The organism is Neobacillus drentensis, from assembly GCF_036965425.1.
Taxonomy (GTDB): Bacteria; Bacillota; Bacilli; order Bacillales; family Cytobacillaceae; genus Neobacillus; species Neobacillus drentensis_F.
In genome coordinates this window covers 1-12,752 of the sequence record NZ_JBALPP010000072.1, presented here as the reverse complement: position 1 = coordinate 12,752, position 12,752 = coordinate 1, and the positions used below count along the sequence as shown (strand labels likewise).

Annotated in this window: 8 protein-coding genes and 1 pseudogene; 3 read left to right on the top strand and 6 right to left on the bottom strand. The window is 37.1% G+C overall.

Features of this window, described 5'->3' with window-relative positions; genetic code table 11:
* Positions 1-61: 61 nt before the first annotated feature.
* The 5 genes and pseudogenes from nagZ to V7161_RS18030 all read right to left on the bottom strand — a co-directional run bounded on the left by nagZ (position 62) and on the right by V7161_RS18030 (position 7,244).
* On the bottom strand, positions 62-1,804 hold the full coding sequence (gene nagZ / locus V7161_RS18050; protein ID WP_335714347.1) for a beta-N-acetylhexosaminidase: 1,743 nt from the start codon (positions 1,802-1,804) through the stop codon (positions 62-64).
* A 280-nt stretch (positions 1,805-2,084) separates the two neighbouring features.
* A pseudogene (locus V7161_RS18045) lies at positions 2,085-3,383 on the bottom strand (spore germination protein).
* A 440-nt stretch (positions 3,384-3,823) separates the two neighbouring features.
* Positions 3,824-5,755 (bottom strand): XylR N-terminal domain-containing protein, encoded by a 1,932-nt coding sequence (locus V7161_RS18040; protein WP_335714346.1) that lies wholly within the window; start codon positions 5,753-5,755, stop codon positions 3,824-3,826.
* Between the two features lie 167 nt (positions 5,756-5,922).
* Positions 5,923-6,441, bottom strand: a complete 519-nt coding sequence (locus V7161_RS18035) for an HTH-type transcriptional regulator Hpr (protein WP_420491640.1) — start codon at positions 6,439-6,441, stop codon at positions 5,923-5,925.
* A 302-nt stretch (positions 6,442-6,743) separates the two neighbouring features.
* A complete protein-coding gene (locus V7161_RS18030) occupies positions 6,744-7,244 on the bottom strand; it encodes a flavin reductase family protein (protein WP_335714344.1) in 501 nt (166 codons plus the stop codon).
* Between the two features lie 378 nt (positions 7,245-7,622).
* On the opposite strand from V7161_RS18030, the gene V7161_RS18025 reads away from it, so the two are divergent.
* Genes V7161_RS18025 through V7161_RS18015 form a run of 3 tightly spaced genes read left to right on the top strand, consistent with a single transcriptional unit; the run spans position 7,623 to position 11,260 of the window.
* On the top strand, positions 7,623-8,666 hold the full coding sequence (locus tag V7161_RS18025; protein ID WP_335714343.1) for a GerAB/ArcD/ProY family transporter: 1,044 nt from the start codon (positions 7,623-7,625) through the stop codon (positions 8,664-8,666).
* A gap of 6 nt (positions 8,667-8,672) precedes the next feature.
* Positions 8,673-10,103, top strand: coding sequence for a spore germination protein (locus V7161_RS18020; protein WP_335714342.1), 1,431 nt, complete (start codon positions 8,673-8,675; stop codon positions 10,101-10,103).
* Complete coding sequence (locus tag V7161_RS18015) at positions 10,100-11,260, top strand: Ger(x)C family spore germination protein (protein ID WP_335714341.1); 1,161 nt, start codon at positions 10,100-10,102, stop codon at positions 11,258-11,260. Before V7161_RS18020 ends, V7161_RS18015 begins: the two co-directional genes overlap by 4 nt.
* A gap of 384 nt (positions 11,261-11,644) precedes the next feature.
* On the opposite strand, the gene V7161_RS18010 is transcribed toward V7161_RS18015, so the two are convergent.
* Positions 11,645-12,415, bottom strand: coding sequence for a M15 family metallopeptidase (locus V7161_RS18010; protein WP_335714340.1), 771 nt, complete (start codon positions 12,413-12,415; stop codon positions 11,645-11,647).
* Positions 12,416-12,752: the final 337 nt, after the last annotated feature.

The window sequence follows — 12,752 nt, the reverse complement described above, 5'->3', positions numbered from 1 at the left end:
ATTTAAATGTTAATAGTATTTTTCTAAATTTAACTTACATCAAAAAATGTTATGTCGTCATTTAACTTGCCATATTATTATTAGCTAAGGATGCATTATAAATGGAGTAATGATCAAGATACAACGTTTGGGTCCCTGTAGAAAAAACAAACTTTAATGTATTGGCTCCAACTGTATAGCTGATAATTTCTTCCTTGTTAGTTGTTTTAACATCAGTTTTCGGAGACCCAAAATAATTCTTTATATCCTGAATGGTTAAGGCTTTTAAACCAGAATCATAAGATCGAATCTCAAACAGTTGCTGCCCTTTATTATAAGCCACAACTACATGTTTGTTGCTATAAGTGGAATAGGTGCCTTTCGCTGCAGCAACATACTCGCTTTTATCTTCTTTTCCCCAACTCTTTCTTACATCATCAATTGTAGTACTTTTTATATGAAAATCAGCGTTTATTATGGAACCTTCTTTTGCTTTAGTTACAATATTTAAAAGTAATTTACTATTTGTTATATTCGTCGTCGTAGTATTTGAAATAGCTTTTGTTATTTGATTATTTAGATTACTGACATTTACAGGTGAAACTTTATTATTATTAAGATTATATTTATGTTTCAAAGATAAAATCCTGTAAACACTCTTATTTATCGTATCTTCAGAAATGGTATGATTAGTCACTGCTGAATAAATACTGTTGTAGACAGTAGCCACATTATCCATTCCATGACCAACTAATATAATGTCGCTTCCCGCGTTTATTGCCCTTACAGCTGCATCTTTCAACTTGTAGTGCTTAACAATAGCGCCCATTGTCATATCATCTGAAATGACTACCCCTCCAAATCCATATTGTTTACGCAATAGATTTGTAATAATAGCTTTTGACATAGAGGCTGGATAATTAGGATCAATTTTTTGAACTAATATGTGCGCAACCATCACCATATCAGCGTGATTTTTGAAAGCATTGTTAAAAGGAACTAATTCAATCTTTTCTAGTCTTGTTAGATCATTCTTTACTAATGGAAGTTCCAAATGAGAATCTACGGAAGTGTCACCGTGACCAGGGAAATGTTTTACAACTGGAATGATATTACCAGAACTAATACCCTTCATCATGCTAACTCCTAGTTTTGAAACAACACTGGAATTTGATCCAAATGAACGGTCCCCAATAACTGCATTATTAGGATTACTTTGGATATCTAGAACGGGAGCGAAATCTGTGTTAAACCCAAAATCTTGTAATTCATTGGCAATCACCCTGCCGATATTATATGCATAATTTTCATCATTTTTATTTCCAATGATTCTTGCACTTGGTGTGTTTTGGATTGATGTTGGCATTCGGTGTACCCTGCCGCCTTCCTGGTCGACGGATATAAATAATGGTACTTTATTCTTGCTATTTGTAGTCTTAATGGCATTTATTAAGTTTACTAATTGAGCAGCTTCCTTAACATTAGGTTGATAGAGGATTAACCCGCCTACCTTATATTTATTTATTAGAGTTTGTGTATTTGTGTTAACAGTAGTACCATCAAATCCCGCGATGATCATTTGCCCGATTTTCTCATTTAAAGTGATCTTTTTTAGTTGCTCTTGAATGGGATCTATCTTTGGTGGTAATGTGGTCTTTTGAGTATCTTTAGTTTGGGTATTTTGGCTACCTTTAGTTTGGCTAATATTAGTCTCTTTTTGTTTATCCATTTTTTCACTATTATTATTTGTAATATTCTGCGAACAACCATTAATAAGTAATAATATAATCAAAATGGAGCTCATTTTCATTAGCAACTTTTTCATCATGTTGCTCCTTCCATTTATAAATATAATGATTCTTTTTTATTTGATTTAATCACTATTTTTTACTGTATCTCCTTATATTATATTGATTTTTTGATTATCATAACACTCTACCGCTACAGTTGTGACTAGCCATTTCCTACTGTTTTTCATGAAAAAATTCGCCTTAACAAGACAAAAAAGGAGAAAACAAAGATTTTTCTCCTTTTAACATGATTCATTTGCATTTTATATTTCTAATAAGTTAATCTTCCCATTGGCATTCAATTCTTAAAGCAAGTTACTTTCCATTATTTTCTTTATGAGGAAAGGTATGTTTACTGTTAATGAGTTTTCGTAAATCTCCTCTAAAGACTACGTCTTTCATTTCACGCAGACTCAATGGGATGAAGGGAGATAAATAGGGAACACCTATCGATTTAAGCGATGCCATATACAAAATTAATAGTAGAATGCCGAAAATAATGCCTGACACTCCAAAAAAATATCCAACCAATACAAATAAAACACGAAGTAAGTATAAAGCCCCCCATAAGCCACCGGCGGAAATATTGATACTTGTCAAAAAGTTCACTCCGACCACAATTAATGTTAAAGGGTGAATGAGTTTAGCAGAAAGAGCTGTCTCTCCAACAGCAGTTGTCCCAATTAGTGTAACTAATAAGACGGATGTTTTTGGGATTCGAAGAGTTGCTTCAGTAGGCAAATAATAAATAAATAAGAGAAAGAATACTTCCCATACAAAAGGCAACAGCGTTTCTGAACTCGTTAATAACTTTCTGTCAAATGGTAATGGAAACCAACTTATATGAAATCGAGCAATGGCGACATAAATTGCAGGTAATAGAAGTGATAAAAACCAACTGAACAATCGCAAGATTCGACTTCCAAAACGTCCAGCTTTTAAATTGTATTCATCTGGTTGTTGAAAATAATGGATAAAGAGAGATGGTACAATCAATACAAATGGTAAACCATTTACGATAATCACGACTCGCCCCTCAAATAATGCCGATACCGTTACATCCAGATGTTCGGACGTAAACACTAACGGAAATAACGTTTTTTTCTCCTCTAATGCATCTTCAATGACACGAGCTTCCAATAAATACGTGACGTCAATCTGTTTGATCTTCTTTTTTGTTTCTTCAAGTATCCTTTCATCGACATAGCCATCAACAAATAGCAATGCAACATCTGTTTTAGATTCATTTCCAATTTGATACGATTCAATATTCAGTTTCTGCGTCTGGATCATATTCTGTAAGAGGTTTAAATTCACTTGAAATTATTCGTTAAAGCCAACCAAACTGCCTTTAAGTGTTCGTTGAGTATTAGGTTCTGACACGGATCTTGTTTGCCAATTTGCGACATCTGCAAGAATTCCCTGATTATAGCCATCGATTAAAACAAAACATTTCCCTTTTGTTAAACCATTCAGAATTTTTTCGATCGAAGTCTCAACTGTTACATCAATAATTGATAGATGATCTTTTACAACTGACTCAATATTTTCGATTCTTGTTATTTTTAATAAAGGGGATAGAATATTCTCTTGGATGTTTTGAACATTCGTGATTCCATCCTAATAAATAATGGCGGCTTCTTTTTTGATGGAATCTTGGACGTTTAATTTTCGTATTTTCAAATTAGATGAATCATTAAATTGTTCAGTTAGAACGGTAAGGTTTTTATGTAGACTAATTGATAAGTAAAATAGAGCTCCTATGGACATAAATAAATTCCTTTGCCTTTTTTTAATAAACTTATTGGCAAGGTCCACTTTCAAATTGTATTTTTCCTCTTTTATTGTCATGAGAGTGGAACAAGAAATAAAAGCCGCCTAAGAACTATTTTGCACACGTTGTAGAATGTATATGTATTATTTTTTAATATCATAACATTCTACCTCTACAGTTGTTACTAGCCATTTCCTAATGTTCTTCATGAAAAATCCCACATAATATGAAAAAAGGAGAAAACAAAGATTTTTCTCCTTTTAACATGATTCATATGATTTTATATTTCTAATAAGTTAATCTTCCCATTGGCATTCAGAATTCTTAAAGCAAGCTGAAGATTAAATTTTTGATCGGCATGATTAAAATCAATCTCTCCGATATCTTTTAATCTCTGAATTCTATACTTCAAGCCACTTAGTGAAACATTCAGCTCTTTTGCAGTTCTTTGAAGATTGCATTCATTTGCAAGAAAAATGTGAAGGGTAGAGATCAGAGTAGTTCCACCACTTTCTTCATCATATTTGAGAAGCTTTTCGAGCGTTCGTGTTGCATACGTAAGAAGTTGTTCTTGGGCAGATCCTGCATAAAGTAAGTCAAATATGTTCATTTCTTCCACTAAAAATATTTCACTTGTCCGTCCTAAGCGAGTCATGACCTGCATCATGTTTGAACATTCTTCAAAAAAGGCTTGAAGTACTTCAATCGACATCGCCTCACGACTAATACAAATAGAAGTTTTAATATTTGCAAATAATTGCTGCTGTCGTTCTTGCAGGATTTTTGCTACCTTTTGGAAATCTAATCCACTTGGATCAGAGGGGCCCAAAAGGATAATCTCCCCTCTTCGCTCTACAATTAAAGCATTCTTCGTAGAAGAGTGAAGTTTGGTTCGAACAATATTTAATAATTCATTACGAAGATTCATAGGCAGGTCTTGATCTTCAATCAGGCAATTACCTTTTCCCTGTTGAATAATTTTTACAAGCATAAATCGGTGCGGCTTTCCAAAATCATATCCCATAAAATTTGCTCGTTTACCTAATTGTTCCATAGGTGTTGTACCGGATAACAATTCATCAAGAAATTCACCTTTTAATTTATGTTCTGTATTCAATGCCGTTTTTTCATTCAATAAATCTACTGCCATAGCAGCAGCAGCGCGCTCGGTAATCATTTGTCTTAGTTCACTATCTGTTCCTTCAACATGGATGACTGATAAATAGCCCATTATCTCATCGCCAAGAACAATTGGGGCAATTGTCCTGTTTAGAAACGTTGGCTCATCCGAAACAATAAAATCCTTCGCACATTTTTCCTCAGCTAACAGTCTAAGCTTAAGGTGAAATTCTGAAGAAAGCTTCTTTTCGGGTTTGATAAGGTATGGGTCAATACTTGAATTTTTCTTATTCGGCAGCCACCACGAAAGCGGCCGAAAATATTTATCTTGGACAATTACAGGCGAATTGACCATTTGTCCGATTGTATTTATGACAGCTTGCCTGCTCTGCCCTGAAAGAACCATCCGGCTTAGCTCACAATGTATGTCCAAAATTCGTTGTAACATCATATGCTGTTTTTGAATATGCCGATGTGCCTCTTCTAATTCTTCAGCAATTTTGGTTTCCCCATAATAAGACAATTCCTGTTCGATTTCATTTCCCCACTCTTCTACCGTTCTTCCAACAAACCGGCACTCAGCATCCCCACGACCAACACAAGTCACTTCTTTATACAATATTTTCCGTCCAAAAATCCCAGTTGAAACCCCACTTGCATATCCAATTAATGTCCAGCACACCGGATCTTTGACGAAACCGAAATGTTGAATATGTTGATCTGCTTCATATGAATTTAACCAAACTCCTTCCATATAAAACTTATTCTGTTCATTATCCACACGAAGACCTTGTAAATCAACCTGCACAACACCTTCTTGCATATGAAAAATAGGAGCTTGTTGATGGAGAAATTCAAGTGAAGCATTTGGAAATAATTTTTTTATCGAAATCGAATCTTTATAACCACATTCCCACCCATAACGCAGGAGGAACGCCCTTGCTCTTTCACGCCCTAATGTAGAAATAAGGTCACGACTGAGCAATCCTAAAGCTTCGGCATTCATCAGAATAAATCGTTCCCCTTTAAACCTGATTTGGCCTGGATGAAATTCAATATCTGATTTATTCAGTGATGTTAGTACTTGCTCCATATTCTCCCGCCTTATTAAGTGAGTTTTAGTTTCTGAGCCTATCATAAAAACTTACATTGAAAAAATAGAGTGATTTCCCTTTTTTCAAAGTAATGGAAGTTTAACTAAAACAGGCATCTACCTAGTAATAGGTAAATTATTTTGTAGGATGGTTCATAATTAGGTTATCACTTTTCCTTCTCATCAATAAATTCTTTTTCAAAATGCTGAAACATCTGTTCATGAGTATTAATAAATTTTTCACCGAACGTATTTCGAATAATGGCCGTTAGTTCAGATAGCTCAGGGAATTTCCCAAATATATTCCTTAATGGAAGGGTTGCTGAAACAAGGTCATTTTCTTCTGGCTGGTAAGATTCGAGCAACCTAATGATAATTTCTTTTCCTTTGTCAGTAAGTTGAATATACGTATTTCTTTTATTATCATCTCTTTTTAAAGATTGTAGAAGCCCTCGTTCCTCTAACTTTTTGGAAAAATTAAATGCGGTAGAAACATGCATGACTCCTAATTCCGCAATTTCGGAGATAGATGCAGCGTGTAAATGATAGCCAACCCATAAAATTTGGTATTCACTAATATTCAAGTTAAATGGTTTTAACCATTGTTGTAAATCATTTTCAATCACTTTCCAAAGTGCCTTGCTTAATTGAGCCACTTTTTGACTAAAAATCAGTGCTTCTTTCATAGAATATATTTTATCCAAGTTTTCATTCCCCTTTTTCTATTTAAACTCTACATACCCTTTTTATTGAATCAACTGTAATGCTAAATCAATAATTTGTATTTTCCGATTTTCTTTAGAGCAATTCTAACTTACTAATAGGTAAGTGTCAATTCCTCCATTTTTCGATTGAATCCCCGAAAAAATTTAGAATTGCAGATCCAACATCCAATGATCTACCCCAACTTGAAATTCTATTCCTTTAGGAGGACGTTCCCCCTTAAATGAGAAATGGATTTATTTATATAAAGTGACACCTTATTTTGTTAGCTCTTTTTCCTGCTCTCCGGTACGATATAACGTCCCCGTAAATATCCTAATGGGCGACGGGTTGGATCGTTAATTTGGATTTTCTCCACTCTGCCGAGTAGTAATGTGTGATCTCCGGCGTCCACTTTTTGGTCTACTCTGCATTCAAACACAGCTAATGTATTTGAAATCACAGGCACATGATACAATCCTTCCTTATAGTCAAGTTCCTGGAATTTATCTATACCACGTTTGGCAAAGTGTCCTGATAATTCTTGTTGCTCTTCTGCCAGTACATGTACGGCATACCCTTCGGAATTCATAAACGCACTATAGGAACCTAGTTTTTTATCCAAGCTAACTAATATAAGTGGAGGACCTAAAGAAACCGACGTAAATGAGTTTGCCGTTATTCCCACGGGCTTTCCATTCTCCCCGTTAGTAGTCACAATCGTTACACCCGTTAAGAATTGACCGCAGGCATTACGAAAGAATCGTGAATCAATACTTTCTTGCATGGATATTCCTCCATTTGAAAATGATTTATTCTTTGAATTAGCTACATGCTGAGATATTGAGAACTTCCACCAGAAACACTCTCTTCTCCAATTTATTGAGTTTTTCAACTGGTTTTATAGTAACAAGATTCAGATTATTTTTAATCGGCTACAAAAGGCGGTTTTTTATACAACTTTCTGTCCGAATCAGCCTAAATCAGATCCTTTGTGGTTAGAGATGCATATTCATCCCTCCAAGTAATATAGAAAAAAAACTATCTTACGGTTTAGGAATAAAGTGGAAGTATTGAGGAAAATCTACCATTATTAAAAATGATGCAAGGGAATGAAAATTTGTAAGGTATGAATACTACGAAAATTTTCAGAAGTCCGGCTTTAATGATCGTCATTCTCTCGACTGGATTGATGAATCATGTATTCGTGTTACCACTTCTTCTCGACCAAGCAGGAAGAGATGCGTGGATCTCGGTACTCGTGTCCATTCCGCCCTTTTTTTTGTGGCTTGGTGTCCTATATTACATCATGCGAAAAACAAATCAGCAATCGTTAATGCTATTGATTCAACAGAAATTTGGAAATTTGGCTTTTCTTTTGATTGTTATCCCGTTAGAGCTTTTCCTGCTGGCCATTACGATAATAACACTAAAAGAAACAACGTATTGGATTTCCATCGACTTTTTGAAAGCGACACCGATCTTTGTCATTGCATTTTGCATCATGCTCCTCTGTTCAATGACAGCTCTTGCGGGGATTTCCTCGATTGCACAAATGTCTGCTCTCTTCCTGCCAATGGTGGTTTTGTTCGGTTTTTTTGTCATGTTGACTAACATACCATACAAGCATTATTCTTGGTTGCTGCCTATGATGCAAAACGGCTGGGGGCCGGTCTGGAAAGGCAGTTTGTACTCGACTGGCGGCCTAGTGGAGATTTTGTTTCTTCTACTATTTCAGCATCACATAAAACAGAAGGTAAAATTTTGGCATTTAGTTATGATTGGAATAATCCTTGTGGGGCTTACACTTGGACCGCTTCTTGCAGCCATTGCGGAGTTCGGGCCGCATCTCGCCACAAAACAAAGACACCCGGCTTATGAGGAATGGCGTTTGGCGGAATTAACTACATATATTACACATTTTGACTTTATATCATTTTTCCAATGGATGTCGGGGGCAGTAATCCGCATTGCAATGTCATTGTATTTATGTGTGGATGTGCTAAATTTCAAGAGTAAACGAGTAAGGAAGAGTACGCTGTGGGTAATTAGCTGTGCAGTGTTGGTACTTGCTTTGGTACCGATCTCCGATACGGAATACTATGGCATGTTGAAAAATCATTATTTTCCATTACTTATTCCTATGGTCATTCTAATCTCACTAGTTCTCCTGATCTTTAGCTACACGATCCAATATAAACGAGGGTGAATCTCCATGTCTTTTATAATTCAAGAGCAGAAATTACGAAGCCTTTTCACCGCTTGTGCCGATGTACAAGTCCAGTTACATGAATATGGAACAGAGCCTCATGTCGAGAAGGTACTGCTCCTCTTTTGCACAGGACTGGCTGATCCTGTGCAAATTAATCAAGTGGTGCTTCCACAGTTGGAGCAAAACAAATCGTTACCTTTGCTTCCTGTCTCGCTGGAAGGGAGTCGAAATGCGGTAGAGCAGGAGATTGTTAGGAAGGTATTTGCGGGAGAACTTTTGCTGCTTTTTGAAGGGTCAGGCGAGTTGTTCTCGCTGAATGTCGCTAAACTTCCTCAGCGCCAGACGGAAGAATCCACCTATGAAGTGTCAGTGAAAGGACCACGCGACTCGTTTACGGAGTCAGTGGAGACCAACGTAGCTCTGCTTCGGAAGCGGGTACGGAGTACCACACTGTGCAATGAATCGTTTGTGGTCGGGAAACGAAGCCAGACCAAAATCTCCCTGATGTACCTTTCCGATGTACTGAACGAGGAAGTGTTGAAAGAGGCAAGAAAGCGGCTAAATTCCCTTGACGTGGACATTGTCAACGGCGTCTCCCCGCTAGAGGATTTGCTTGCCGACTCGCCTTTTTCGTTTCTGCCGTTAATTTCCTACAGTACGAGGCCCGACTATGTGGTGGAATCGTTACAGCGAGGGCGGTTTTGCATTTTGATTGATGGGGCACCTGCCGCTTTGGTCGCCCCAATCAATTTTCAGTATTTGGTAAAATCGGCTGAAGATATGTACATGCCGTATTTTTTTGTTACGTTTGAGCGGTTGATGAGATATCTCGCCTATTTCATAACTGTGATGCTACCGGGATTGTACATCTCGCTAGTATCATATCATACGGAGCATCTTCCATTTCCTCTAATGGCAACAATATCGTTAAATAGCTCTGGTATCCCAACTTCTCCTCCTTTTGAACTATTTGCTATGCTCTTTTTGTATGAACTGTTTGGTGAGGCTGGTAAACTTTTGCCACGGCAGGTAGGACAAACCGTATCGGTTGTCGGAGGATTAATCGTCGGCGATGCCGTTATACGTGCAGGACTTACTTCTCCTAACATTATTGTAATCGTAGCGATATCGTTTATGGCGCAGTTAATACTAGTCAACCAATCATATTCATCGGCGATCATTTTTATGCGGCAATTCGTGCTGGTGTTGTCGAGCGTTCTCGGCCTTTTTGGGTTTTTAATAGCTAATTATTCTATCATACTGTACATGTCAACGTTAAAATCGTTTGGTATGCCTTTCTTGTCTGAATTGATCGATCCACTCGACGCTGACTCGATCAAATCGCTCATTCAATTTCCGAAACCTTTTCAACGAACGCCACCGAAGTTTCTGCGGACGAAAAAAACGCATAAGCAAGGGGATGATTCAGAATGAAGCGTGAAAAGTATCGCCTATTGCTCTTGCTGATTTTGCTATTCGTGGTGCTTAGTTTGACTGGGTGCTGGGATTACAAGGTGTTGAAGGACATGTCATACGTCTCAGCAGTTGGCATTGATTACGTAGATAATCAGTTTGTCGTGTACACCCAGATGGTCGACTTTGCTACTGTAGGTAAAGTGGAAGGTGCCAGCAGTGAGGAAGCTTCCTCCAACATATGGGTGGGCAAGGCCACTGGCTCCACATTTTTGTTAGCGTGGAATAATTTGTACAATAGCATACAGCAAAAAGTTCATATTGGGCAAGTATCGTCGGTGGTGTTCACACAGAAAGCGATGCAAATGCATCTGAATCAAACAATAGATATGTTTGAACGTTCTGAGGCAAGGTTAACGCCTTGGATTTTTACAACAGAGGAACCGATGGATGATCTTTTCTCCATCACACCAATGTTTCCTTCGTCTCCGCTTTTTACGAAACTGAACTCCCCAGAAAGCAATTACAAGCAGCATTCCATGATCCGGCCGCTGAAGTTTTTGGAATTTGTAGCACTTTATTCGGAACCAAGTACCTCAATTATTGTGCCGACACTTTCAATCGACAAGAATAATTGGAAACAAAAAAAGAAAAAAATGCCTGAGATGATAATTAATGGAGCGATTATTTACCATACAAAGAAGAAGCCGCGCTGGATGTCCAAGGATGATTTACTGGGGGTGCGGTGGTTGGAAGAGAATACCACTCATACAGCACTTGCTTTGAATGATGACAAAGGGGACATTACAGCAGTCCTGTACTTTGAGAAGCTTAAGGTAAGCGTGAAATCTAAGCTTTCGGCGAATGGAGAGCACGTCTACAACCTGCACATCAAAGTTCACGGTGAATTAAACCAGTTGAACGTCCCAATGACAACTAAAAAGTTGAAAGCAGAAGCCGAAGCAAGAATCAAGGCTGAGATTCGCTCAACGTATACCGCAGGTTTGAAAAATAATGTAGACGTCTACCATTTGGAGGAAACCATGTTCCGCCATCGATATGCAGATTGGAAGCGGTTGACAAGCAGAAAGTCATTCCCCTTCACACAGAATTCACTAAGAGACATTCAAGTGGAAGTTGAAATTACGAATACAGGGATGTCAAAGTTAAAGCCTTAAAGGTAACGGGACGTTTTTAAATTTATCATCAAAGGCTGATTATAACTAAAACTAAGTGATTTAAGTAATTTAGAGAGCCTTATAAATGGACAGGATTAGGTAAATAATTCTGTCCTATTCCACTCCCTCTACATAGAAAGGAATATCTCTCGTTTTCTCTAAATTACGTAATAGTCTGTTTTAATGAAATCATTTATGGCTGGGAATAAAGGTGTATTCAAGGATAATTTTGGTGTCCAATTGAAAAAGACTAATAGCTACCATACCACCCTTATTCAAAGATTACTGGAATTTAGAGGGCAATAAGCCTGCTAGCAAGCTGCTAGAAAAGTGACAGGCACCATGTGAATTCTTCACAAGGTGCCTGTCACTTATTATTCCCTTTTATTTATTTACTTTAACAGCATTGTAGTATTCTTCTAGTGTAATGCCTTGGCTCGTGATTTCCTTTGCGAGTTTTTTTCCAACATAACGAAGATGCCATGGTTCATATTGGTAGCCTGTAATGGCTTCTTTCCCTTTTGGATAGCGGATGATGAAACCGTAATCCGCTGCATGCTCCTGTAGCCATTTGGCCTCAGCACTATCACTGAAGCAATCAGCTGCAGCGCATTTGCCATCTCCTTCTGTCACGTCGATTGCCAGTCCACTTTCATGCTCGCTTGTCCCGGGAAGGGCGCTATAGGTTCTCGCTTTTAGATAACCATCCCTTTTAACATAAGTATTAAAAAGAGAAATTTGTGTCTTTTCCGATCTGTAAGCCGAAACTCCTAAGAAATTCACACCCTGTGCTTTCGCAGCATCAAAAAGGTTTTTTATAGCAGCTGCAGCTTCATTTCTCATTTCGCGTTTTTCTGAATCAGCCGGCGTAGGAACAAACGGTATTTGGGTAAAAATAAGGTCTTTGGGCACATAGCCGTCAGGCAGTTTATTTTGTTTGTTCACCAGCACGGGAATGCTTTCAGGATTTGAGACAACAACTGTACGATTTTGGAAATTATAATGTGCTTGCTTTTGCTTATTAATTTGCTTCCCTTTATGCTGATTCTCCACCAGGGAATTTTGCTTAGCAGTATTATTTATAAATAACGAAAAGCCGGCTAGTGAAATAGTAACGACAATACAACAAATTCCTGTTGAAATTAATTTAAACATATTAAACTTCCTTTTTTAAAAAACTTTCTTTGATTTTATTATTAAAAGTTCAAGTTGTTGACTGACATGAAGAACACTCGAATGTTGTAAATCAAAATTATGTTTATTACTTAATTTGTTAACAATATATTTAATCTTTCAATTTCAACCGTTAGTTCTTTTTTAGGTTGGTACGGGGTATGCGGGTGCTGTTAATGGTGTATTTAAATATTTTGCCATGTTATTCACATTGTTTTCATGGAACGACACCTTCCTTTTTTTACTCAAATTCTATAATATGATTTTGCTTTTTAATATATCTTTATTCATATAACTTACGTGATTATCTTACGTCTAT

Bases quoted from the DNA above. Each gene is read 5' to 3' on its own strand.
- nagZ (WP_335714347.1), bottom strand. From the start codon at position 1,804: ATGAAAAAGTTGCTAATGAAAATGAGCTCCATTTTGATTATATTATTA.
- V7161_RS18040 (WP_335714346.1), bottom strand. From the start codon at position 5,755: ATGGAGCAAGTACTAACATCACTGAATAAATCAGATATTGAATTTCAT.
- V7161_RS18035 (WP_420491640.1), bottom strand. From the start codon at position 6,441: ATGAAAGAAGCACTGATTTTTAGTCAAAAAGTGGCTCAATTAAGCAAG.
- V7161_RS18030 (WP_335714344.1), bottom strand. From the start codon at position 7,244: ATGCAAGAAAGTATTGATTCACGATTCTTTCGTAATGCCTGCGGTCAA.
- V7161_RS18025 (WP_335714343.1), top strand. From the start codon at position 7,623: ATGATCGTCATTCTCTCGACTGGATTGATGAATCATGTATTCGTGTTA.
- V7161_RS18020 (WP_335714342.1), top strand. From the start codon at position 8,673: ATGTCTTTTATAATTCAAGAGCAGAAATTACGAAGCCTTTTCACCGCT.
- V7161_RS18015 (WP_335714341.1), top strand. From the start codon at position 10,100: ATGAAGCGTGAAAAGTATCGCCTATTGCTCTTGCTGATTTTGCTATTC.
- V7161_RS18010 (WP_335714340.1), bottom strand. From the start codon at position 12,415: ATGTTTAAATTAATTTCAACAGGAATTTGTTGTATTGTCGTTACTATT.